We start from the raw sequence: 22,855 nt of genomic DNA, 5'->3' as shown, positions 1-22,855 counted from the left end.
AGAAATTATGTTAGAAAAAATTGCAATATTTATTTTATTCTTAGGTCCATTGGTTTTCTTTCACGAGCTTGGACACTTTTTGTTTGCAAGACTTTTTGGGGTACGAGTTGAAGTATTTTCAATTGGATTTGGACCAAAAATCTTAAAATTTAAAAAAGGTTTCACGGAGTATGCTATTTCGCTCATTCCACTTGGTGGATATGTGAAGATGTTTGGCGATGACCCATTAAATAGTAAAGATGTTCCAGAGAACTTAAGAAGATATAGCTTTGTTTTTAAGAGTAAGATGGCACGATTTTGGATTGTCTTTGGTGGACCACTTGCAAATTTTATTCTTGCATTTTTTATTTTTTTCACACTATTTGTTACAGGCGAAAAAGTTCCTGAAATTAAAATGGGTAATATTGAAATTAGCTCTGAGTTTTATAAGCTTGGGTTAAGATCTGGTGATGTGTTAAAGAAAGTTAACGAAAATGTGATATCTTCTCCAAGTGACATCTTACTTGAGTCTGATGGAAAGATCAGGACACTTGAGGTTTCGAGATTAGGAACACCTGTCATTGTTAATCTTGATTTAACTGCAGATGAGTTTTTTGAAAAAATGGCGGAGTATCCACCACTTTTGATAAAGCCAGTTCTTAAGTCTGCTGCTGGAGAGTATTATGGACTCTCAACTGATCAATCTTCAATTGATTGGTCTACATCATTAGAAGAGCTTGAGCTTTCGAGTGGGAAAATATACTTACATAAATTATCGACACAATCTGTTTTAGAAAATGAGCCAGAACTTGATGTTTCTGTTCCTGCTGTGGAGTTTAATCACTCTGGAGTTTCAATCCATGAGTCGGTGGTGAATCAAAATTTATTTCCTGTTGACCTCGTAGTGAAGAGTGTGAATATGAATTCGCCAGCGGATAAAGCGGGGCTAAAATCTGGGGACATTATTAAGAGGGTTCGTGGTGTAACTGTCTTAAGTTTTGAATCTCTAAGAAAGCTTGTTCAGGATTCTGATAGTAGTGGTGTTGAGGTTGAGGTTATCAGAGATGGTGAAACCTTGAAAAAAACTATTGTCCCTGAAGTCAAAACTATCTCTGGGGCGACAGTTAAGTTAATTGGGGTTTACTCATCTGGTATGTATGTTGGTGGTAAGTATGTAAACACTGAACCGCTATCGTTTGGTCATGCTGTGAAGAAGAGTTTTTCTCGTACAATTGAAAGTATTAAGAAAACCCTAGAAGGATTTAAGAAGCTTATTTTCGCTGAGACCTCTTTTAAGAATATTGGTGGACCGCTTGCTATTGGAAAAGTTGCATCTGACTCATTTAATACAAGTATGTCGTACTTCTTTCAGTTGATGGCATTAATCTCTGTGAACTTGGGAGTAATTAATTTATTTCCAATCCCTGTTCTTGATGGTGGCCATATTATGTTTATTATCCTCGAAGTAGTTAATGGTGGACCACTTTCAAGAAGAAAGCTTGAAATTGCTCAGCAATTTGGGTTATCACTTCTACTGCTCTTAATGGTCGGAGCTTTATTTAACGACTTTATCAGATTTTTATAATGAACTACTTATATCTTGATACGACAAATAATTTAACGATTGGACTTCTTGACTCGAATTACGAATGGGTTGAGAAGCTCTTTATTGAAACAAAGAGAACTTCGGAAATTATACACGGAGAAATCCATGCTTTGCTTACCAAGCATGGTTTGTCTGTTTCAGATATTGCTGCATATTTCACGATCTCTGGTCCAGGCTCTTATACGGGCATGAGAGTCTCTGAAGGGATTAACCAAATACTGGAGCTTGAGGGAAAGAAAATCTATAGTTTTCCTTCTCATTTATTTTGTGAACTTCTTTGCGTAGAGTGGGATTATTGGTTCTATCCGGCTTTTAAGAGTGAAACTTATGTTCGCACTCCTGTGGGAGATGAGAAACTCGTTTCAGCTCAAGAGTTTCTTGAGGATTATGTTGGGGCAAACTCTAGGCTCGTTACATTTGGACAGGGGACGAAGGGAATTGAGAACGCTTTTGATTCAGTTGCACTTCTTGAAAAGTCTTGCTCTAAAGTATTCAAGTTTGTAGTTGAAGCCGATATGCGTCAAAAGCCTTTCTATTTTCGACCTGTTGAAGTTGAATTTAGTAAAAGCAGCAAATGACAATCTAGGAAGATATTGGTAATTTCTTTGAATGAAATTATCATATATGTCGCGAACAGCAATGTTCTACTATGTAACAGCACTTCTTTTCTTTCTCGTGATAGGTAGTTTTCTATTATTCCTAGTAACTGCATTAATTCTTGCGGCACATTTCTTTTTCTATAGAAAGAAGATCGTTTTTGATCATGAAGATCAAATCACCACACTTGGGACAGTGTATGCACCAATTAGTGGGAAAGTTGTTGCAATAAAAGAAGAAGAAGATTCAAAAGTTGTGACAATTAGAACTTCTTTTATTGATAACTTTGGAATTTACTTGCCGATTACATGTGAGATTAAAAACCTTATTATGAATAAAGATTCGTATCTTTATCGTTTTTCGTCAGATGCTGATTTTGTGCCAGAGCGTGGAATTGTGCTTGAGCTTAAAGATAAAAAAAATAGAGTTATAACTTTAAATTTTATACGTTACTTTACTGGAAAGGTTGCTGACCTAGTTGTTCTTCCTGGAGATCGAGGAAGAAGACAGTCCTCTATTGGCTTCTTTCCCTTTGGTGGAATCACTAAGATTATATTACCAAAAAGCTTTGATGTTGAAGTAGCTGATGGAAGTAGAGTTGTATCGACTGAGACAATTGTTGCTCGTTTTAATGAAGAGGAAAATAAATGATTATCCAAGGACCAAAGAGAATAGCATTCTTTTTACCAAACACTTTTACCGCCCTTAATATGGCATGTGGTTTTAGTTCCATTATATTTGCAATTAGAGGCCAGTTTTATATTGGATCAATGATTCTTCTTTTAGGGGCTATTTTTGATATGGTTGACGGGAGAGTTGCAAGACTTACTGGTACTCAATCGGCTTTTGGGGAGCAGTTTGATTCTATTAGTGATGTTATTTCATTTGGAATGGCTCCAGCACTTCTTCTCTACATGAAGTTCTTTGTTAGTCTAGGTAGAGTAGGACTCGTTATTTCCTTTATATACCTTCTTTGTGGAGCTTTAAGGCTTGCAAGGTTTAATGCTAATATTGATAAAATTTCATCTGACTATTTTCAAGGTTTGCCAATTCCTGGTGCTGCTCTTGCTGTAATTGGATTTGTTCTCTGCGCGACGGAGTTGGATTTTGGTCCATACTCGCAGTATATTGCAATTTTCTATTCTTTATTTTTTAGTTTTTTGATGATCTCAAGTATTCCTTTTGCCTCTTTCAAAGATTCTGAATTTGTGAAGAAGAATAAAAGGAAAGTTCTTGCGTTGATTTTTCTAACTTTTGCTCTCATTTTACTTCATGAGCAGTTTATGATTCTTTGTGTTATGGTTGTTTATGTACTATCATGTTTAGTATACGCTTTTGTAAAACGCAAAGAGATGTCACATATCTTTGATTGGAATGAGGATGAAGAAGAGTAAGAAGAATTTACTTCTATTAATTACACTTTTTGTTTCTTTCTCAGTTTTTGCTGAGACAGATGCTGAACAAAACCTTCCAGGGCAGATTACTGAATCGCCATATGAGAACTCTGATTTAGAGGCGACATCGCCTTATTTGGAAAATGGAATTAAAGAAAACCTTGTTGAGAAAGAAGGTTTAAGTTCTGATGGAATGGGAGTTCCTGTTGGAGCAAGTGATGAATGGACAGAGAAGTACGATGTTCCAAAAGAAGGTAATGAAAATTATCTTGAATTTAAAAATTCAGAATTAGCACTCGAGCTTTTCCAAAAAGCTGATTCAGCGCTAACGTTTACATATCTCTACGATACTTTCACGTATAATTCAAAAGGTGATGTTTTTGAAAAAACATTTAGAAATGAAAACTCTGCAAAATCAGGGCAGAGTGGTTATTTTCTACTTTCATACCAGAAGATGTTTTACCGTGGAGCTTTTGATTTCTATTGGAAGACTAATACTGGTTTATCTTACAACACTGGTAGGGGACGCTTTATTGATGATGGCTCATTAAGTGAAACAAGTTTTAATCTTTGGCTTTTACCTATTGATTTTATGCTAGGGTCAAAATTGAATCTTGGCCGCTATGTTGGAGTTAGTGTTGCAGCGGGTGGACTTGCAGTTGGTGTAATACAAAATCGTTCTGATAGAGGTGAAGAGGATGACGATAAAAATATTCGTCAGGTACTAACTGGGTATGCGGCTGAAGCTAGTCTTGAGTTATCTCTTTCCCAGATGTTTCCTTCATGGGCAAATTATTTAAAAACGAATAGTGAAGTATCAGATTTTTCCTTAGCATTCACGGGAAGAATGATGGATGCTTCAAATAGTAAGTCAGATGAATTTGGTATCTCTGGCACTTCTTTTGGACTTGGGTTCAAGTTTGAACTTCTATAAAGCAATCGTTTCTTATAAAGGGACACAGTTTTCGGGTTGGCAAAAGCAACCCGATCAAATCTCTATCCAGGGTGAGATTGAAAAAGTTGTCGCTAAAATTTCAAATTGTAAGATCAGTGATATTCAAATAATAGGCTCCGGAAGAACGGATACGGGTGTTCATGCTTTGGGGCAAGCTATTCGTATTGCTACACCCCTTAGAATTGAGTCCTCAGCGTTTAAGAAAGCGATTAACTCACTCATTCATGCAGATATTAAACTTAAGGAAGTTGAAGTTGCTAGCGAAGACTTCAATCCTGTTTTTGATGCTATCGAAAAAGAATATCACTACTATTTTTCAACTTCTAAAGACATTAGTCCTCACTATCAAGAGCTATTAACTTTTTTGAATCAGGAACTTGATTTGGAACTTATGAATCAAGCATGTTCATTATTTATTGGTGAACATGATTTTGAAAACTTTAGAACAGTTGGGACTCCTGTGAAATCAACAGTCAGAACGATTACAGAGTGTCGAGTCGAAAAGGTTTCACACCACATCTTTGATTTTCCAGAGAATACTTTTGTTTTAAAAATAAAAGGAAATGGTTTTTTAAAGCAGATGGTTCGCTTAATTATGGCCAGTGTTTGGTCGGTGGGTTCGTCAAAAAAATCTATTGAGGATTTGAGAGATTATATGGCCATACAAAGTACTCAGAAATTTGCACCAACGGCTCCTCCACAGGGTTTATATTTAGTCCAAGTTAGCTATTAAAATTGCTTTTCATTGACTTTCATCGCTTTTTTCGATAGTTTTTCAGAGATTATTTTTAAAAATGAAGCAATGCAAGAAAGGACAGTGTAATGGCTTATAAAGTTGAAAATGTTAATGGATGCACTAAGAAATTTGTTTTTACATTCGATAACCTTGATTTAACAGAACAAATCAAAGTTGCGCTTAAGCAAAAGCAGAAAACAGTAAATATTAAAGGATTTAGAAAAGGTAAAGCTCCAGTGGCTATGGTTGAAAAACTATACCGTCCACAAGTTGAGTCTGATGCTCTAAATAACTTTCTACAAAAAGAACTTTTTGAAGCGGTTAATAAAGAAGACGTAAGAATGGTTGGTTACCCAGCTCTTGAAAACGTTAAGTATGACCAAGGTAAATCGGTAAGTTTTGATGCCGTTGTTGAAGTATTCCCAACTGTTGAACTTAAAGATTACTCAAAGCTTTCTTTTAAGAAAGATTCAGTAGAAGTTAAAGAAGAAGAAGTTGAAAACGTTAAGAAAAACTACTTAGCGCCAAAAGCTGAAATGAAAGAAGTTGCTGATGCAAAAGCAAAACTTGCAAAAGGACAATTCGCTGTTTTTAACTTTGAAGGTGAAAAAGCTGATGGTGAAAAACCAGAAAATATGAAGGGTGAAGAGTACCTTCTTGAAATCGGTTCTGGACAATTTATTCCAGGATTTGAAGATGGAATGATCGGTCTTAAGAAAGGTGATAAGAAGACTATTGAGTTAACTTTCCCAGCTGACTACCACGTTGCAGACCTTAAAGAAGCACAAGTTAAGTTTCATGTTGAACTATTAGAGATTAAAGAAAGATCTTACCCAGAGTTTAATGATGAAATGGCTAAAGAATTAGGTTTCGAGTCTGTTGCTGATTTCCAAACAAAGACAAAAGAAAATCTAACAAAGCAAAAAGAAAGACAAGTAGAAGAAAAGTTAAATCAAGAAATCCTTGAAAAACTAATCGAAGAAAATTCTTTTGAAGTTCCAAAGGCAATGGTTGTTCAACAAGAAAACTACTTAAAGCAAGATCTTTCAAATAATCTTAAGTCACAAGGTTTCTCTGAAGATATGTTAGGAGAGTATTTCTCTAAGTGGGCATCTGACCTTACAACAAAAGCAATCTTCCAAGTTAAGTCTGGTCTAATCCTAGATACACTAGCTAAGAAATATAACATTGAAGCAACTGATGCTGATCTAGATGTTAAGATTGAAGAGTCTGCTAAGTTAACAGGGCTTCAACCTGAACAAGTTAAAGAATTCTACATGAAAGATGAGAAAATGAAGTCGAATCTTATGTATGCAATCAGAGAAGAGAAAACATTTAAGAAGTTGGCAGAAGACGTTAAAATTAAATAAAAAGTATACGCCTCAGACCTTTTCTGGGTCTGGGGCAACCTCTCGAAATCAATCAGTTTAAGAAAAATTAGATAAAATTAACTTCAGTATAATCCCGAATCTTTCGTAATATATTAATAATATAAGTATTTAGATTTGAGGAAAAATATGAGCTTAAGTGTATTAGTCGTAGATGACGAGAGAAAACTAACGGACATGATTGCTGAGACGCTGAAGCAATTTCCAGTATTTAAATCAGTACTTTGCTCATATGATGGCCAAGATGCTATGAGAAAGCTTACAAATCAAAAATTTGATATTGTATTACTTGATTTATCGATGCCAAAGCTCGACGGGCTTGAGGTGTTAAACCACTTAAGTGACGAGGCAAACTTCTCTCGTACAAAAATAATCATTATTTCTGGTGGTTTCACTCCTGAGAATATTTCTGAAGCGAAGAATTTTACAAATCATTTCTTAGCGAAGCCATTCAAGATTGATGATCTTAAGCTTAAGATTGGTCAGGTTGTTAAAGAGATTCAAAAGCAAGTCGCCTAATTAAAGGCGACTATTTTTGGATTTGAGCGGCCATTAGCCTGTCCAGTTCAACTCGATTGTCACAAAGTATCCAGTCATTTCCAGCACCTCTACCAACCGGTTTAAATGCGTCTGTGCTAACTCTACCTTGGTCATAAAGTTCTTCATTGATGTGAACTTTCACAACTTCACCTGTGATAATTTGACCACATCCTGGTTGGTCACCGTAGCTAATATGATCTCTGTAGATGCATTCAAAATGAATTGGGCTTTCTTTAACTCGCTTGGCTTTTACAATTTCTGAATCAATTGGTGTTAGCCCTGAGTGAATAAACTCATCTGCTCCATATGGTAATTCTTGAGAACAAGAGTTAATTTTCGCAATGATATCTTCAGTAACAAAGCTAATCACAAACTCTTTCTCTCTAAAGATATTTCTTGGAGTATCTTTCATTTCTCCTGTCGAACTTTTAATCATTGGAGAAAAAGCAACGATCATTGGCTTGGCACTAACAGCTGTAAAGAAAGAGAAAGGAGCAACATTATTGCTTCCATCTTCATTTATTGTCGAAACAACTGCTATTGGTCTTGGTAATATTGAGCCAATAAGGAATTTATAGTTTTCTTGAAATGTTTTATTTGTATCAAAGCTTAGCATCGTTTCTCCTACATCCAGCTTTTCCAGTAATTTTTATTTTCAACACTTGAAAACCATTCTGTTGGTTTTAATGGGTATCTCGTGTCGATCATTACTGCGTATTCATCAGTGTATAATTTGTCATCACCAGCTTTAAAAGCCTTTGGATGAGGCCCATGGTGAATCCCTTGTGGGTGGAAAGTTAAAGCTCCTGCATCGATATTATCACGACTAAAGAAATTACCTTGGTGATAGAAAAGAACTTCATCGTAATCAATATTTGAATGATAGAAAGGGACTTTCAATACTTTATGTTTCTTATCTTCAAGAGGTCTCTCAACGAAAGAACAAATTACAAAGTTCTTTGCGACAAAAGTTGTATGACCAGATGGAGGAATATGATAACGATGACTCATAATAGGGCAGTAGTCATAGATAGAAATTTTCCATGGATATACAGAACCCTTCCAACCCTTTACATCAAGAGGATTAAATGGATAAGTAACTTTTGTTATTTCTCCAAGTCTTTTAATTCTTACAACATACTCATCAAGATCTGTTTCAGAGCCTACTGCTGCTTCTGGATAAACTTTTGCCGTTTGATCATAAAGAGCGTTTGGTCCGAGAATTCCCCTTGATGGCTCTTCAAATTCAGATGCTGATTCTATCTTAAGAATTTTTGACTTTGTTTCATAGAAAAATTTATATGTTGTCCCACGAGGCATGACGATGTAATCACCTTTAGAGAAATTAAGGTGACCGTAGATTGATTCAATTCTTCCTGAACCATCATGGATAAAGAAAAGCTCATCAAAATCAGCATTCCTAAAAAACATACGTTTTGTTTTAGTGAAGTAGCCTAGACTGACAATGCAGTCAGCATTCTTTAAAATCTCTTTATAGCCTTCTTTGATATCATTATGAGAAAATAGAGGAGGTAATGCCCTCGGCTTAAGCTCACCTTCAATATTAGTCCAATTAACTGGTGGGTTTTCATGATAAAGGTGGCTTACTCTTCCAAAGAAGCCCTTACGTCCATGCTCCTCTTCGTAAAGTCCTTCTGGGATATCCACATGAGCTTGCTTTGTGTATGTTCCACTAGCTCTAAAATTTTCCATTACCATTTCCCTTGTTTCCAATTTTATTGATTAAGTTTCCAATTTTTTCAACTTGCAATTCAATCGTATCTCCAGGCTGAATCCACTTATCAAGTTCGAGCCCACAACCTGTACCAACTGTTCCACTTCCAAATACATCACCAGGCAGTACCCACTCATCTTGTGAAACATGAGTGATCATTTGTGCCCATGAAAAATGCGAATCACCCGAGAAGCCGTGAGACCACTCTTCTCCGTTTACAATTGCTTTCATTTCTAAGTTTGGCTCAATGAAGTCAAATTCGTCGAAAGTAACAATAACAGGCCCAATAACAGAACAGAAGTCCTTGCCTTTTGCTGGTCCGAGTCTGATTGCCATTTCCTTCTTTTGAATATCTCGAGCTGAGATATCATTAAGTATTGTGAAGCCAAAAATGTGAGAAGCTGCATCTTCAGGTTTAATATTCTTTCCTTCTTTTCCTACAACCATAGCAAGCTCAAGTTCGTAGTCGAGAATATTTGTATAACTTGGCCAGAGAACTTCCTCTTCTGGTCCAATAAAACCATGAGTTGGTCCCTTGTAGTAGGCTGGTATTTCGTACCATGCATCCGGAATTTTTTCTCCGCGCTTTTCGAAGCCTTTTTGAACATGCTTTTCATGTGCATAGAAGTCTCGATAAGTTGTAATCTTATCTATTGGGGATGATAGTTTTACCTCTCCTGTATTTTCAAAATCAAAAACGATTGGAGTTCCATCTCTTAATTCAAGGTCGCCAACTTTTTCGAGGAATAGGAAAAGTCCATAAGTTTCACTTAGAAAATCAATCGGATCATCTTTGAGTTTTAAAATTTGAGAAAGACTTGAAGGGCATGTGTAATTAGCACGTTCCCAGAAATTGTACTTCCCTTCTCTTTCATAGTCACAGGCCCAAACATAGTTAGCATCAATCACACGACCATCATCAGTTAAAATACCAAGGCGTGGTTCTGGGCGAATGTTTGAGTTGTGGATATAGCGACATATTTTCATAATTGACTCCCGTAGAGTTTCATAAATTCAGGTATGATTGCTTCCATGGCTTCATAGAAGTGACCCATTTCTTCTTTTGTTCCAATACTAATTCGTACAAAATCTGGCATCTCATTGGCCTTAAGTGGACGAATGATGACACCGTGATTAAGTAGGGCTTGAAAGAGATGGTCAGACGCTTCAGAGCTTCCTGTCTTAATTGTCACGAAATTAGTAACTGATGGAATTGGCTTAAAACCTTTTTCAGTAAGATATGCAAATAGTTCATCATATCTCTTGTTGTTATTTTTAAGAGTTCTCTCAAGGTGTGGCTGATCTTCAAGAGCTCCAACGGCTCCAAGTTGCCCAATAAGGTTTGGTTCGAATGGAAGTTTTACTTTAGTGAGGTACGAGATAAGTTCTTCATGAGCAAATCCATAACCTACACGGATTCCAGAGAGTCCGTAGGCCTTTGAAAATGTTCTTAGAGTTAGAACGTTATCGTAACGGTAATCCATTGAATCTGGATAGTCCTGTTGTCCAATAGCAAATTCAAAGTATGCCTCATCAAGTATGACGAGAACATGTTTTGGAACGTGTCTCATAAGAAAATCGAATTCTTCTTTAGAGATATAAGTACCTGTAGGATTATTTGGATTTGCAATATAGATAACTTTTGTATTCTCAGTTATATTTTGAGCAAGTGCTGCGACATTAAAGCGGTATGAGTCATCAAGGGGTACAAGTTTTAATTTTGCACCTGCTGATCTTGCAAGAATGTAGAAACCAATAAATGTATTTTCACAAGTTAGAACTTCATCACCTGGTCTTAAAAAAGCACGAGCAATATAACCCATGATTCCTTCGGAACCATTTCCTAAAATAATATTTTCTCTTTTTAGGTTATACATTTCAGCAAGTTTTGATTTGAGTGCAAAAGCATGCATGTCTGGATAGCGGTGAAGGTCCCAGAGACCTTTTGTCATTTCTCTAATTGCAAATGGAGATGGACCAAGTGGATTTTCGTTGCTGGCAAGTTTGCTAATTTTTGTTAGGCCTTTCTCGCGCGCAACTTCATCAATAGGCTTCCCGGCCTGATATGTTTGCAGTTCTTTTAAGTAATCTGGTACTAATTCTTTATTCATTAATTTACTCCTAATTTGCAGCTGAAGAATATCAATTTTCAAGTGGTTTAGTCATTCAAAGATGCGTCATTTAGTGGACTTAAGTCTCTGAAAATATTAAGGTTAAAGCATTAAGATTTATATCAGGAACACCGAAAAGTAGGTGTTCCTGTAAAATAGTAAATATAAGTGAGAGCAATGGAAGAATTTGGCCGATTTACGCAAGAGCATTATGACTTACTGATACCAGGACTGAAGCTTTTTAATAGTGGTGATTACTGGTTATGCCATGAAGAGGTCGAAGATTTGTGGATGGATCATATTGGGGATAACGCTCGATATGTTTTTTGGGTTGTTATTCAAATTGCGACATCACTTTATCATCTCGAAGATCGCAATATGGCAGGTGCCAGCGGTATGATAAATAAAGCGAAGAGAAAGATTGATTTTATAGAGAATAATTACGTCGAGTCAAAAGTCTTGGAAGATAAATTACAGTGGGGCAAGCTAAAAGAGATTGTTAAAGCTATTCCTGATAAGCCAAATTTTGAAGACTTTACGAAACTAGAAAGATTTAAATTTATAATTTGAGAGGAGATATGTTTTTAAAAGTTCCATATTTATTTTTTAAGTCCTTAGACATTATGAAATCGGATAAGAAAATTATCATGATTAGTGTTATCCCAGTTGTTATTGGGTTTATTTGTTATTACTTCTTAGGAAGTTATATTTTTGGAGACCTTTTCAAATTAGGAGAGCAGTATCTTGCTGAAAAGTTCCAAGTTGAGGGTTGGGTCAGTACATTGCTTTTTTCATTAATTTCTATAATGTTCGCAGTTTTAGTAAATTGGACATTCTTTATTTTCGTATCCGTTATTGCAGCTCCATTTAATGATTTAATTAGCTCAAGAGTAGAGAAAATCTATCGACCATCAATTGAAACAAAGGACTCAGAAGGCTTTTGGAAGGGGCTTCCAAAAGTTTTTAAAAACGAAGCAAAGAAAGTTGCATTTGTAATATTTTTATCAGTTATCAACATCATTATTGGTTTTATCTTTCCTCCAGTGAGTTTCTTACTAGGGGCCCTTATTCTCGCAATATCATTTATCGACTACTCTTGGAGTAGAAATAATTTGGAATTTGGACTTTGTTTTCAAAATATGAGACATGGATTTTTATCCTACCTTCTTGGAGGAATCTTATTTATGTTTTTGATTTCGATACCCGTTTTAAACTTATTTTTTCTGCCTTTTGCGGTGGTGTTCTTCACAGTGATATACTGTGAATTGGATCAGAAGAATGCTTAATTTTTTGATTAGACTACATGGTACAGAAGAAGAGATGGTTGCGATATTACCACTTTTAGAGACTATTGTGACAATTCAAAATGATAATCGAGTAAATTTAATTCTCGATGAAAAGAGTGTTTATAATTCTTTCTGGTTTAAGGAAAGGATCAATATTTTTAATATTCCTGAAGAGAAAGAGAAGAGCGTTTTTGGAGTACATCATTTTGCAGCTAATCTTCATGACGTCTTCAATGTTGATTATTTTATTGACTACGTGAATGACTTTCATTCAGCCTTTATTGGACTGGCATTTAAAGCAAAGAAGCGTATTGGTCTTGCAGGCGGACCTAAAAGCTACTTCTATACTCATTCAATGGAGTCATTTTCAGGACTATTTCCTGACGAGAAGAAATTATCAGTGCTAAAGTTTGTTGAAGAATTAAAAAATTCAAAACCAATCAAGATGATAGCAGATACAAAGAAAGAATATCAAAAAATCTGTGTGGACTTAACTCGTTTTAATGAGGAACTTTACCTGGAGAGAATTGAAGCTTTGGTTTCAACCTTTGATGAAGTTGAGAAATACTTCTATGTTCCAGCTCATTTAGAAGAAGCTTTAGAAGAAGATGATCGAGAAATTATTAAAAAATTGAAAGCAATGGGCTTGTTTTTTCAGTCGCATGAAGATGAAATTATCTCAAAACTAGAGACTTTCGATCTTTTTATCTCTTCAAATCTACTCTTTACACAACTAGCTCATCTCAAAGGATGTCGAGCCCTACTGGTTAAGGAAATGGGTTTTAATCTTTCTCCTTGTGGTTACGTGGATAGCTCATTGATGATTCTTAAATATGAAGGTATTGATTTAGTACAATATGGAATTGATGAGGTTAAAAATCTGCGAGTTATATCTGAAGTCTATGATTATATTATAAACTTCTATTCTCTAAGACTTGAACCTTCGTAGATAACTGATATTTACCCTCTTGTCTCAAATAAGGAATATTGATAACCTTATAGTATGAGGTCTGACCAAATACCACCATCCATTGATACCTCTAAAATTCGACAAGCTACCTTCGAGGATATCATTAGTCTTGCCAGGGTTCACGTTGATAGCTGGTGGGAAACCTATAAAAATATCGTTTCAGAAAGTTATCTTTATTCATTGAAATACTCCGATCGTGCACAAATGTGGGCCCGCTTTATCCCGCGCAAAGAGAAGAAGTCCGGTACCTTCGTGATTACAGGTAGTGATGGTGATGTTATTGGCTTTTGCGATTACGGTATAGCAAGAGAACATGAGCACGGGATTGAGGGCGAAGTCTATGCCTTATATCTGTTAAAAAAATATCATGGGCAAGGTATCGGTAAAGCACTTCTTGATGCTGTTAAAAGTGAGTTTAAAAAACATGGAATTAAAGCTTTTTATGTCTGTGTTTTAGCAGCTAATCCATTTCGTGATTTCTACCTTAGGCAAGGTGGTGAATTTATCAAGTCTCAAATGATAGAAGTCGGAGACCGCACGTTACAAGAAGATCTTATCTGCTTTGAGTTGTAAAAAATAATTTTATTTGAAATTTTGTCGAGAGGTTTATATGACGTATGCCCATAGACGCGAAGGTTTTAGGGCATACGCCATACATAACCATTCACTTCCGTGTAAATGATACATAAATCATCCTTGATTTTAAGAGAGAATCCGTCCTCAATTCAAAAAAATGTTGTACTTAAATACTATAGATATTTTCTTGCGATTAAAACTGACAATTACTTACAAGTATTCGTAATTTTTAGGAAAGTTTGTGGATAAGATTTGAAAGAAGCTACCAGTCTACATTTTGTAAACTGATAGCTTTAAAAAAATTATTTGAACATTTGAATATTTTCTTTGATTGAGTTCATTTGGGCTTCAAACTCTGAGGCCTTGCCTTGAACTTCATTTCTAACTTCCTGAGGAGCATTTGCCATGAACTTTTCGTTATTAAGTTTTTTAGCAACTTTGTCGTACTCTTTCTCAACTTTAGAAAGTTCTTTCTCAAGTCTTGAAACCTGCTCTGAAAGATCAATAACACCTTCAAGTGGTATAAAGATTTCAGTATGCGCAGTTGCTTTAACAATAGCTTTACCAGGCTTATCAGCTGATCTTGGCTTAATGATTACTTCTTTAGATCTTGTAAGCTCTTTAACACCAGTCATTGACTCATTAATAAATGCGACAACATCTTGATCGTCAGTAAATAGGTTTAGTGAAATCTCTTCCTTTGGCTTGATGTTAACAGATTGCCTTAAGAATCTTGTATTTGAAACAATTTCAATAAGCTTATTCATACGCTCTTGTTCAAGAGGGAAGTGAAGGGCAGTATCAAACTCTGGGTATTCTTGGATGATCAGTAAGTCTTCGCTTTCATCTTTTAAGTGCGTCCATAGCTCCTCTGTGATGTACGGAGTTACTGGGTGGAGAAGAGCTACAATTTTCTTAAAACAGTATTTAAGTACCGTTACTCTCTTTGCTCTTGCCGCTTGATCATTACCACTTAGAATATTTTTTGAAAGCTCAATAAACCAAGAGCAGAAGCTGTCATAAACAAAAGAGTAAATAGCCTGGCAAGAGTCATCAAATCTAAACTCTTCAATCGATTCATTCATGATCTTAGCAGTGTCGTTAAGCTCAGATAGGATCCATTTCTCTTCAGAGTCAAGGTTTGTTGGAAGCTCATTCGAACCGGCCTCAAGGTGTGGTTGAATAAATCTATAAGCATTCCAAATTTTATTGATGAAGTTTCTATAGCCACCAATTCTTTCTGGATCGAGATTGATATTTCTGTTGTAACCAGAGCCAGCTGCTAGAGTGAATCTAAAAGCATCAGCACCATACTGCTCGATCATATCAATTGGATCAATTCCGTTATTAAGAGATTTACTCATTTTTCTTCCAAGCTTATCTCTTACAATGGCGTGAATATAAACTTTATCGAATGGAATTTGATTTTCAAATTTAAGTCCCATCATCATCATTCTTGCTACCCAGAAGAAGATGATATCAAAACCAGTTACAAGAACTGAGTTTGGATAGAAGTCCTTAAATTGTCTTTCGATCATTCTTTCTTTATTTGGCCATCCAAGTGTCGACATTGGCCATAAACCAGACGAGAACCATGTATCCAGTACATCTGGATCTTGTTCTAGAGTTGTTGCAGAACATTTTGGACATGCTGCTGGCGCGAGTTCTTCATCTGCCCATTCATGCTGACATGTTGTACAAGTGAATACTGGGATTCTATGTCCCCACCAAAGTTGTCTTGAAATACACCAGTTCTTTGGTTCTCTCATCCAAGAGAAGTATGTGTTCTCCCATCCTTTAGGGTAGAAAACAGTCTTGTCAGTTTCAACAGCATCAACGGCTTCTTTCGCCATATCTTTGACATCAACAAACCACTGTTTTGAAACAAGTGGCTCAATAACAGCACCAGATCTTTCTCCATGCCCAACTTGATGTACATGTTTCTCTTCTTTTACAAACTGTCCTAGCTCTTCCAGTTTTTCAACCACAAGCTTTCTGGCTTTCTTGCAAGTAAGACCTTGGAACTCAAGAGCTGTTTCGTTAAGAGTTCCATCTTTGTTTAAAATATTGATGATTGGAAGATTATGTCTCTTTCCAATTTCAAAGTCATTGAAGTCGTGACCAGGTGTAACTTTAAGGCAACCAGTTCCTTTTTCCATATCAACGTGCTCGTCGCCAATGATTGGCACTTCACGATTACAAATTGGAACGATCGCAGTTTTACCAATTAGGTGTGAGAATCTTTCATCATTTGGATTAACAGCGACGGCAGTATCTCCAAGTAGAGTCTCAGGTCTTGTCGTTGCAACTTCAAGAAGAGTGTCTTCTCCCTTTACTTTATAGTGGATATGATAAAAGGCTCCTTGAACTTCTTTGTGATCAACTTCAGCATCTGAGATTGCTGATTGTAAAACAGGATCCCAATTGATGATATAGTCTGATTGATAAATCAGTTTTTCATTGTACATTGTAACGAATGCTTTTCTAACGGCTTCATTCGCTTCTGGGTCCATTGTAAACATAAGTCTTGACCAGTCTGCTGATGCTCCCATGGCCTTTTGTTGGTTGATGATAAAATCACCGTATTCGTTCTTCCACGCCCAGATCTTTTCTAGAAATTCTTCACGAGTAAAATCATGTCTTGTCTTTTTACTTTCGTCCCAAACAAGTTGTTCAACTTTTGATTGAGTTGCAATACCTGCGTGATCGAGACCTGGTTGAAAAAGAGTTTGAAAACCCTTCATTCTTTTGAAACGAATTAGAGCATCTTGTGTTGTAATATCGAGAGCATGACCAGCATGCAGTTTTCCTGTGACGTTTGGAGGAGGGACGATAATGCAGAAGCTCTCAGCTTTTTTACCTTTTCGTGGGGCAAAGTAATTACCTTTTTCCCAAACTTGATACCACTTTTGTTCTACATCTTTTGGTTCGTAAGTTTTCGCCAGTTCGTGATTCATTTCGTTCCTCTATTTTTGTCTAAAATTGATATAATTTTATAACACAAATAGATAGGATCGACTAGCTTTGACGGTGTGCGTTCTAGTCTTGATCACCCCATTTATCAACAGGTTTTGGCAGTACTTTTGGAGGAACGTAGTCGGGGTCTGGCTCAGGGAATAATCGGTCCTTAGTAAGTGGAAGCCCATCTTCAATAATTGAATCATCTACAGGAATCCAGTCGTCAACACCTTGTGGTAATTCCTTTGGTGGAACATAGTTCGGATTCGGTGCTGGAGCGACTTCAAAAGCAAGGCCAGCGATTTCTTCTTTCGCTTTCTCTAGCCCTTGATCGATTTTCTCAATGAACTTTTCTTTTGTGAGGTTTTTAATCTCGCTTGTTCGTGTAATAAATCCCGAAGCCTTCTTGATTCTTTCAAGAAGAGATAAATTTATTTCATTGATTGATTTTGTAAACTCTTCAGGAGTGGACTCGAGAATTAACCTTAGCCATGGAGTTAGCATCCTGATTTTATTTTCGAAAGTTTTAAGACTATTAGTATTTATCCTCTGATTTTGCTTGTATAGAAGAACAAAGTTTCTATATTCAGGATCCGTTAGAAGTTCACCCAAATCATTTAGAAAAGATTGGTATATTGTCTTGGTAAATATTTTTGAGCTTGGTATCTGGTTGATTCTGTCTCTTGCAAGGTCAAAAAGTTTTTGGTCGATCATTTTATATGATTTTTTTAGGTCTGATGATTTTATTAAAATACTTTTTAATAAAAGATTATCAAGAAACGTCAGATCACTAGTGTATTGAGAGAAGATCAAGTTATAGCTGTCGATATCTCTATCGGCTAATTGATTTTCAAAGCAAATTTCTTTGAGAAGATTACTCGTCAATTTAGGAAGTTTTGTGATCTTCACATCAATCGCATTAACATTTAAAAAGAAGAGGAGTGAAATTAGATACTTCATTTAGTACTGACCTCATCTGTTAAAGTCTCTTTGAACTCTTTTGAAATTAACCAGTTTTTTTCTTTGTCTTGAGTAGCATAAATACTTCTTCTAAATGGAATATAGATATTATCTTCAAATTTAAAATAATTTGTCACGAAATCTAGGTCGGAAATTATATATGCTTTTTTCTGGGCCAGGTCGAACATGAATAATTCTGAGTATTCAGAGTTATCTCCAAAGTACTTGATAAAAAACAATTCATTATTTGTACAAGTTAATTGAGTTGCAGAGCCAGACTTTGAATCAAAAAGAAAATTCCTTTTTGCAATGTCCATCTCGTTTAAGGCTAAGTTATAAATGAATGTGTAGCCTTTCTTGTCATAGTTTGTCTCTAGAACATTAATACCGTTGTCATTGCGGCATATCTCATATTTTGTTTGAATAGATTCAGCTTTAGTGAGAACAACACGTTTTTGTGAAGGGAAATCGAGTTTTATTAGTCCCTCAAAGTTCTCATTACTTCTATCTGTATAATAAATATTATTTTCGTCAATGATTTCAACCTGTGGTCTAAAATTCACAATTTTAGAATTTAGTTTTATCTCGAGTTGATTATCTATGTTTAGTATTTTTCTAAAAATAATTCGATTAGATTCTGGATGAAAGTAGCTAATGAAGTTTCCATCTGCACTAAATTTAGGCTGAATGCCTGAACCAAGAGAAAGCAGTTTTTTCGTTTCTGAGTTAAAATAATAAATTGTCCCAGATGCAAGAGGAGTTAGTTTCTCAAATTGATTTGGGAAAGAGTAAATGAGGTAAGTTGAAGACTTACTATTTTTAATTACTCCAAACTCACTTATGTCTTTGTTCTTTAGAATTTCGAATGCCTTATAATTTGTCGACAAAGCGAGCGTGTCACTTCCCTTAAGGTAGAATGTTGTATCATTTTTTTTCGCAGAGTATTTGATATTAAAAATATTTTGCTTTGCTGTATATTCGAGAAGTAAAGACTTCGCTTGAATACTCATTGATAAAAGTATGGAGAGTGAAAATCTAGTTAAGACCATAGAAACTCCATAACTTTAATGGGTGTAATTTTGAGTGTCTTGCCACTGCACTCAGTATATTTGTCCAAGGAACGATTCTTGGAGAATGAACATCATCAAGACCAGTTCTTGTCACGAAATAAGTTTTCCCATCTAGTTCTTTTACTCCATCTACAATAAAAGGCAGAGGAGTACACTGATTAGGGTATTCAGATATGAAGAATTGCGGATAAAGATCCTGAGCACAGCCTTGACCTGCAATTATACCTTCCTTCTTTTTAGTCAGGAAAAATTTAGCACTAGTGAGGGATTGTATTTCTTGTATTTGAATCTGTTTTGTTTCTTCAATCATTTGTAGCAATGAGCGCATCGTCGTATTGTACTTTAGCTTTTCAAAAGGAAAATTTAGTTCTCCTCTTGTGTAAATATTTAGCGCTTCTTTGCCATCGAAGATGATTCTCATCGTGCACTTTTCAGAGGTACAAGACTCTTCGCTTGGAATAATCCAGCAGCCAGATCTAAATTTGAGTCTTGAAGGTTTATATTCATCACTGCTAACAACAGAGCATTTTGTTCTCGTTGGGCTTAGTCTTGATTTGTATAGAATACTCGTAATAACATTATTTTGAGACAGGCTGTAAGAGGGATGGTTTCCTGGAACATAGAGTTCACATACTTCTTTCTTTGTTACGGGATCAATATAGCAAAGACTAAGAGGCCATTTAGATTCCTCTTTAGATTCTTTAAAAATATCGAAGATACTTGCATATGATGGAAATACACAATCATTAATTTCTACTTCTTTTGTAATCTTTCCAAAATGTTTCATGATTCTATATGCCGTCACAATACCAGTGTTGGAGATTGTTGTAGGACAATCATGATAATCAGTTTTAAGTTTACTTAAAACAAGCGCTTCTGAAATCTGTGCACAATTAGGCATCGGAAGAAGTACTTCTCCTGGGAAAGAACCATTTGTTTCACAGATTGTTGGAGTATTTCTAAGTTTACTCATGCAGCTAAGAAGCTCAGGTCTCGTTAGCTTGTCTTTACCTGTAAGTACCTTGCACTTCCAAGAGAGCTTATATTCTGGAGCTTGGAAATTCTCGACCAGTTTCCAAATCTCATTTGTTCCATAATTTGAGCAAAAGAGGCTCTTTGAATGCATCTTACCACAGAACTTATTGAGAAAAGTATATTCTACATCATTAAAGCTTTCTTCGATGGCATCCCCTGTTCTGATCGCTTCATTAAGGGCTGCTCTTTGAGCAATCTCTATATTTGATTGGCTCTTTAAAATTGCTCTTTTGGATTTTGAATCATTTACTTTCCAGATCTTAGCGCATAGGTGAGGGGTGATTAACTTGGTTTTCCAGTTCTCAAGCGCTGCTTTACAACTTTCATCATCGTATGGAAGTTCAATCTTTTCTCTCTCAAGTGTCTTCTTGAGTCTCTCTGTACTCGTTAGCGAGAAGTAGTCATTTTGCTTTGAGCACTTATGTTTAAAGTAGAGTGTTGAGAAAAGCTCCCTCGAAATCTTCTTTTGTTCTTTCTTACCATTTGCATACTTAATATTTACTTCTAGTGCTTTGAGATCAATATCATTTAGAAACTGAACACCTTCTTTTAAAAAGACATAGAGAGAACATGAATTAGACATAAATAATTCAGAGTAACTTTCTGGTGCAAGAATGATGAGGTTTTCTATTTGTGCAGGTGTTAACTCAATTGAAGAAATTTCATTAGCATTATTTAATATTGAAGAAGAGTTTTCCTCAGATGTTAATTTCTTTGTTTTTAAAATAGTGTTTTTTACGAGATTTTCAAAAGAGAGGAGAATGGAATTATTAGAAAAGAAAGATTCTGACCAAGCGAAATTCGCCTGGCCAGAAATATAAAAACTAATCAATAGTTTTAGCAAGAATCGATGCAACGTCTTCAATTTCAAGGTTCTCTGTTCCTGTTTTATCACTAACTCCACCTTTAAAGTTAATCATACAGAAAGAACAAGCTGTCGCCAACTTTTCAACCTTCTTTTCTCCAACATGAGCGAGTCTATTTTCAACAAGGTGGTCTCCCTCTGGAAGTTCGTACCACATGTTTCCCCCACCCATACCGCAGCACAGGGCCGAATCCTTAGATTTCTCCATTTCCTTGATCTGAACACCTGAAGCTTCAAGGATTTCTCTTGGAGCATTGTACTCACCATGGTGACGTCCTAAGTAACATGGATCGTGGAAAGTAAGGTTTTCTTCTACTTTTCTTTCTGGTTTTAGTTGTCCACTCCTTAGAAGATCAGCTAGAAGTTCAGTGTGGTGAACTGTTTCAAAAGCTCCATCTTCAAACTTTCCATACTCTTTACCAATTGTATGTAAACAGTGTGGACAGTGAGTAACAACTTTTCCAAAGTCATATTGTCTCATATTCGCAATATTTTCGATGGCAACTTCATAGAATGAGTACTCGTCACCAAATCTTCTAATCGGGTCACCGTTACACTTCTCAGTTTTTCCCATAACAGCAAAGCTTACGCCTGCTTTCTTTAGAAGTTTGATTGTATCTTTAACAACTTGCTGGTTAGAAGCATCATAAGATCCTGCACAACCTACGTAGTAAAGGTAATCAACTTTTTTACCTGCTTCAATTACTGGAACATCAAGTCCATCGGCCCACTTGAATCTATCATCTTGAGTGATACCCCATGGATTTCCGTTAACCTTGATTTTGTTTACTGCAGTTGCAGCGTCCGCTGGAATGTCTCCAAGAGTTAGAACTTTATATCTCTTGGCTTCCATAATGATATTTACGTGCTCGATATTTGCAGGACATTCTTCCATACAAGCTCCACATGTCGTACATGCATCAAGCTCGTTTGAAGCGTATAGTGGATTTTCCCAAAGATCAGCATCTGCTTCGCCTTTGGCCGCTGTCTCATAAGCAAAGTCTCTTGCTTTTGTAATAATTTTCTTTGGATCAAGAATTTTTCCTGCTCCATTAGCTGGACAAACTTGAGTACAACGACCACATTCAACACATGTTGAAAGATCAAGTTTGTTCTTCATTGTTAGTTCTGAAAGTTTACCTAGACCAAATGTTTCAACATCTTCTGGAAGATTTTCAAAATCGATTGGATTAACTACTGCACCTCTTCTAACTGGAGTAACGAGAGCCGCAAATGGTAGGAAGAAAATGTGTGAAAATTTTGAGTAACCAATTGATGCAACAAAAGCCATTGTGTGGGCCATGTGTAAGAACCAAAGTGTTCTGTAAGTATTTCCCCAGACTTGATCACTTAAAGAAATTTTAGAAAAAATTGTCGCTAGAAACCATCCGACAGGTGACCATGTCGCTTCACCAACTGGCATTCCTGTTCCCATGATTCTTACACCTTCAATAAGGTAACCAATGATAACTAGACCCGCAAGCATCGCGTACATGAAAAGCTCTTGTTTTGGATTTGTTGCTTCTAAGTAAGCAGGCTTGTCGATATATCTTCTCTTGTAAGCAAGTGCTAGACCTGTCAGGACCATTAGACCTGCAATATCTGCGAGGAAAGATATAACGATATACACATTTCCTTTGTATATTTTAAAAGGAGTGTCGGCATGAACAGCAACAAGATCAGTTGCGATCCAAAGAATAAAGAACCCCCAAAAAATTAATCCGTGGAAAATTGCCACGTTCTTAAATCTTGGAACCTTTCCTGTTAAGAAAAGAGTCTTAAAAAAAGCAGACCAGTTTAATTTTTCTGGAAGAACTTTTTTTAGTCCTTTAATTCCTTCACCATTTGTGATGAATAAAATTTTCTTGTTTAGCCCCTTGCATAGAAAAAACAGAGACGTAAAAAATAATAGGTACATTGCAACTTTGAATTCTGATGGAATATTCCAAAAGATCTCACGCGTCGCAAGGTTCGCGATTTCTCCACTCATGATTTGCCCTCACATGTATGAATTTGTTTATTTGTCTTATCTTTATTATTCTATAAGATATAACGTAGATTTAAATATATTTTTCCTTATATCTTACATATTTA

General features: G+C 35.9%; 21 protein-coding genes. 12 read left to right on the top strand and 9 right to left on the bottom strand.

What is annotated here, in order from left to right; all coding sequences use genetic code 11:
* Positions 1 to 7 precede the first annotated feature (7 nt).
* The 8 genes from rseP (at position 8) to M900_RS11330 (ending at position 7,174) form a co-directional block, all read left to right on the top strand.
* Entirely contained in the window at positions 8 to 1,564 is a 1,557-nt protein-coding gene (gene rseP, locus M900_RS17235) for an RIP metalloprotease RseP (RefSeq protein ID WP_021275002.1), read from the top strand.
* On the top strand, positions 1,564 to 2,163 hold the full coding sequence (locus tag M900_RS11360; RefSeq protein ID WP_021274918.1) for a hypothetical protein: 600 nt from the start codon (positions 1,564 to 1,566) through the stop codon (positions 2,161 to 2,163). Before rseP ends, M900_RS11360 begins: the two co-directional genes overlap by 1 nt.
* Before the next feature lie 31 nt (positions 2,164 to 2,194).
* Complete coding sequence (locus tag M900_RS11355; RefSeq protein WP_021274986.1) at positions 2,195 to 2,833, top strand: hypothetical protein; 639 nt, start codon at positions 2,195 to 2,197, stop codon at positions 2,831 to 2,833.
* Entirely contained in the window at positions 2,830 to 3,576 is a 747-nt protein-coding gene (gene pssA, locus M900_RS11350) for a CDP-diacylglycerol--serine O-phosphatidyltransferase (protein ID WP_021274879.1), read from the top strand. Before M900_RS11355 ends, pssA begins: the two co-directional genes overlap by 4 nt.
* Entirely contained in the window at positions 3,563 to 4,510 is a 948-nt protein-coding gene (locus M900_RS11345) for a hypothetical protein (protein ID WP_021274983.1), read from the top strand. The genes pssA and M900_RS11345 overlap by 14 nt, the downstream gene beginning before the upstream one ends.
* A complete protein-coding gene (truA, locus tag M900_RS11340) occupies positions 4,497 to 5,264 on the top strand; it encodes a tRNA pseudouridine(38-40) synthase TruA (protein ID WP_021274882.1) in 768 nt (255 codons plus the stop codon). The genes M900_RS11345 and truA overlap by 14 nt, the downstream gene beginning before the upstream one ends.
* Positions 5,265 to 5,353: 89 nt before the next feature.
* Positions 5,354 to 6,637, top strand: coding sequence for a trigger factor (gene tig / locus M900_RS11335; RefSeq protein WP_021274884.1), 1,284 nt, complete (start codon positions 5,354 to 5,356; stop codon positions 6,635 to 6,637).
* 147 nt (positions 6,638 to 6,784) lie between these two features.
* On the top strand, positions 6,785 to 7,174 hold the full coding sequence (locus M900_RS11330; protein ID WP_021274948.1) for a response regulator: 390 nt from the start codon (positions 6,785 to 6,787) through the stop codon (positions 7,172 to 7,174).
* Between the two features lie 10 nt (positions 7,175 to 7,184).
* Here M900_RS11330 and M900_RS11325 read toward each other — a convergent pair whose 3' ends face one another.
* The 4 genes from M900_RS11325 to hisC are packed head-to-tail and all read right to left on the bottom strand — an operon-like array spanning position 7,185 to position 11,041.
* Positions 7,185 to 7,811 (bottom strand): flavin reductase family protein, encoded by a 627-nt coding sequence (locus tag M900_RS11325; RefSeq protein ID WP_021274923.1) that lies wholly within the window; start codon positions 7,809 to 7,811, stop codon positions 7,185 to 7,187.
* Between the two features lie 8 nt (positions 7,812 to 7,819).
* A complete protein-coding gene (locus M900_RS11320; RefSeq protein ID WP_034732460.1) occupies positions 7,820 to 8,908 on the bottom strand; it encodes a homogentisate 1,2-dioxygenase in 1,089 nt (362 codons plus the stop codon).
* Positions 8,895 to 9,917 carry a fumarylacetoacetate hydrolase family protein gene (locus M900_RS11315; RefSeq protein ID WP_021274895.1) on the bottom strand — a complete coding sequence of 341 codons (1,023 nt, stop codon included), beginning with the start codon at positions 9,915 to 9,917 and terminating at the stop codon, positions 8,895 to 8,897. The genes M900_RS11320 and M900_RS11315 overlap by 14 nt, the downstream gene beginning before the upstream one ends.
* A complete protein-coding gene (hisC, locus tag M900_RS11310) occupies positions 9,914 to 11,041 on the bottom strand; it encodes a histidinol-phosphate transaminase (protein WP_021274987.1) in 1,128 nt (375 codons plus the stop codon). Before hisC ends, M900_RS11315 begins: the two co-directional genes overlap by 4 nt.
* Before the next feature lie 177 nt (positions 11,042 to 11,218).
* On the opposite strand from hisC, the gene M900_RS11305 reads away from it, so the two are divergent.
* Genes M900_RS11305 through M900_RS11290 form a run of 4 tightly spaced genes read left to right on the top strand, consistent with a single transcriptional unit; the run spans position 11,219 to position 13,870 of the window.
* Positions 11,219 to 11,611, top strand: a complete 393-nt coding sequence (locus M900_RS11305) for a DUF309 domain-containing protein (protein WP_021275022.1) — start codon at positions 11,219 to 11,221, stop codon at positions 11,609 to 11,611.
* A gap of 8 nt (positions 11,612 to 11,619) precedes the next feature.
* A complete protein-coding gene (locus tag M900_RS11300) occupies positions 11,620 to 12,327 on the top strand; it encodes an EI24 domain-containing protein (protein WP_021274937.1) in 708 nt (235 codons plus the stop codon).
* Positions 12,320 to 13,276 carry a hypothetical protein gene (locus M900_RS11295; RefSeq protein WP_021274972.1) on the top strand — a complete coding sequence of 319 codons (957 nt, stop codon included), beginning with the start codon at positions 12,320 to 12,322 and terminating at the stop codon, positions 13,274 to 13,276. Before M900_RS11300 ends, M900_RS11295 begins: the two co-directional genes overlap by 8 nt.
* Before the next feature lie 54 nt (positions 13,277 to 13,330).
* The gene (locus M900_RS11290) at positions 13,331 to 13,870 is read left to right on the top strand and encodes a GNAT family N-acetyltransferase (RefSeq protein ID WP_021274928.1); all 540 of its coding nucleotides are present in this window, start codon (positions 13,331 to 13,333) and stop codon (positions 13,868 to 13,870) included.
* A gap of 305 nt (positions 13,871 to 14,175) precedes the next feature.
* Here the strand turns inward: M900_RS11290 and M900_RS11285 are convergent, their stop codons facing one another.
* From M900_RS11285 to M900_RS11265, 5 genes are all read right to left on the bottom strand, one after another.
* A complete protein-coding gene (locus M900_RS11285) occupies positions 14,176 to 16,830 on the bottom strand; it encodes a valine--tRNA ligase (RefSeq protein ID WP_021275013.1) in 2,655 nt (884 codons plus the stop codon).
* Positions 16,831 to 16,912: 82 nt separating this feature from the next.
* On the bottom strand, positions 16,913 to 17,791 hold the full coding sequence (locus M900_RS11280; RefSeq protein ID WP_021274985.1) for a hypothetical protein: 879 nt from the start codon (positions 17,789 to 17,791) through the stop codon (positions 16,913 to 16,915).
* Positions 17,788 to 18,840 carry a hypothetical protein gene (locus M900_RS11275; protein ID WP_021274861.1) on the bottom strand — a complete coding sequence of 351 codons (1,053 nt, stop codon included), beginning with the start codon at positions 18,838 to 18,840 and terminating at the stop codon, positions 17,788 to 17,790. Before M900_RS11275 ends, M900_RS11280 begins: the two co-directional genes overlap by 4 nt.
* Positions 18,827 to 20,728 carry a hypothetical protein gene (locus M900_RS11270; RefSeq protein WP_021275033.1) on the bottom strand — a complete coding sequence of 634 codons (1,902 nt, stop codon included), beginning with the start codon at positions 20,726 to 20,728 and terminating at the stop codon, positions 18,827 to 18,829. Before M900_RS11270 ends, M900_RS11275 begins: the two co-directional genes overlap by 14 nt.
* A complete protein-coding gene (locus M900_RS11265; protein WP_021274926.1) occupies positions 20,721 to 22,751 on the bottom strand; it encodes a (Fe-S)-binding protein in 2,031 nt (676 codons plus the stop codon). The genes M900_RS11270 and M900_RS11265 overlap by 8 nt, the downstream gene beginning before the upstream one ends.
* Positions 22,752 to 22,855 lie beyond the last annotated feature (104 nt).

It is taken from the genome of Bacteriovorax sp. Seq25_V (assembly GCF_000447795.1).
Lineage (GTDB): Bacteria > Bdellovibrionota > Bacteriovoracia > Bacteriovoracales > Bacteriovoracaceae > Halobacteriovorax_A.
This window is presented reverse-complemented; position numbering and strand designations above follow the sequence as displayed.

What these genes read in the sequence shown, in the direction of transcription:
- pssA (WP_021274879.1), top strand. Translation starts at nt 2,830, where the DNA reads ATGATTATCCAAGGACCAAAGAGAATAGCATTCTTTTTACCAAACACT.
- M900_RS11355 (WP_021274986.1), top strand. Translation starts at nt 2,195, where the DNA reads ATGAAATTATCATATATGTCGCGAACAGCAATGTTCTACTATGTAACA.
- M900_RS11330 (WP_021274948.1), top strand. Translation starts at nt 6,785, where the DNA reads ATGAGCTTAAGTGTATTAGTCGTAGATGACGAGAGAAAACTAACGGAC.
- M900_RS11295 (WP_021274972.1), top strand. Translation starts at nt 12,320, where the DNA reads ATGCTTAATTTTTTGATTAGACTACATGGTACAGAAGAAGAGATGGTT.
- hisC (WP_021274987.1), bottom strand. Translation starts at nt 11,041, where the DNA reads ATGAATAAAGAATTAGTACCAGATTACTTAAAAGAACTGCAAACATAT.
- M900_RS11300 (WP_021274937.1), top strand. Translation starts at nt 11,620, where the DNA reads ATGTTTTTAAAAGTTCCATATTTATTTTTTAAGTCCTTAGACATTATG.
- M900_RS11275 (WP_021274861.1), bottom strand. Translation starts at nt 18,840, where the DNA reads ATGGTCTTAACTAGATTTTCACTCTCCATACTTTTATCAATGAGTATT.
- M900_RS11305 (WP_021275022.1), top strand. Translation starts at nt 11,219, where the DNA reads ATGGAAGAATTTGGCCGATTTACGCAAGAGCATTATGACTTACTGATA.
- M900_RS11325 (WP_021274923.1), bottom strand. Translation starts at nt 7,811, where the DNA reads ATGCTAAGCTTTGATACAAATAAAACATTTCAAGAAAACTATAAATTC.
- M900_RS11315 (WP_021274895.1), bottom strand. Translation starts at nt 9,917, where the DNA reads ATGAAAATATGTCGCTATATCCACAACTCAAACATTCGCCCAGAACCA.
- M900_RS11290 (WP_021274928.1), top strand. Translation starts at nt 13,331, where the DNA reads ATGAGGTCTGACCAAATACCACCATCCATTGATACCTCTAAAATTCGA.
- M900_RS11345 (WP_021274983.1), top strand. Translation starts at nt 3,563, where the DNA reads ATGAAGAAGAGTAAGAAGAATTTACTTCTATTAATTACACTTTTTGTT.
- M900_RS11285 (WP_021275013.1), bottom strand. Translation starts at nt 16,830, where the DNA reads ATGAATCACGAACTGGCGAAAACTTACGAACCAAAAGATGTAGAACAA.
- M900_RS11280 (WP_021274985.1), bottom strand. Translation starts at nt 17,791, where the DNA reads ATGAAGTATCTAATTTCACTCCTCTTCTTTTTAAATGTTAATGCGATT.
- rseP (WP_021275002.1), top strand. Translation starts at nt 8, where the DNA reads ATGTTAGAAAAAATTGCAATATTTATTTTATTCTTAGGTCCATTGGTT.
- M900_RS11360 (WP_021274918.1), top strand. Translation starts at nt 1,564, where the DNA reads ATGAACTACTTATATCTTGATACGACAAATAATTTAACGATTGGACTT.
- M900_RS11320 (WP_034732460.1), bottom strand. Translation starts at nt 8,908, where the DNA reads ATGGAAAATTTTAGAGCTAGTGGAACATACACAAAGCAAGCTCATGTG.
- M900_RS11265 (WP_021274926.1), bottom strand. Translation starts at nt 22,751, where the DNA reads ATGAGTGGAGAAATCGCGAACCTTGCGACGCGTGAGATCTTTTGGAAT.
- tig (WP_021274884.1), top strand. Translation starts at nt 5,354, where the DNA reads ATGGCTTATAAAGTTGAAAATGTTAATGGATGCACTAAGAAATTTGTT.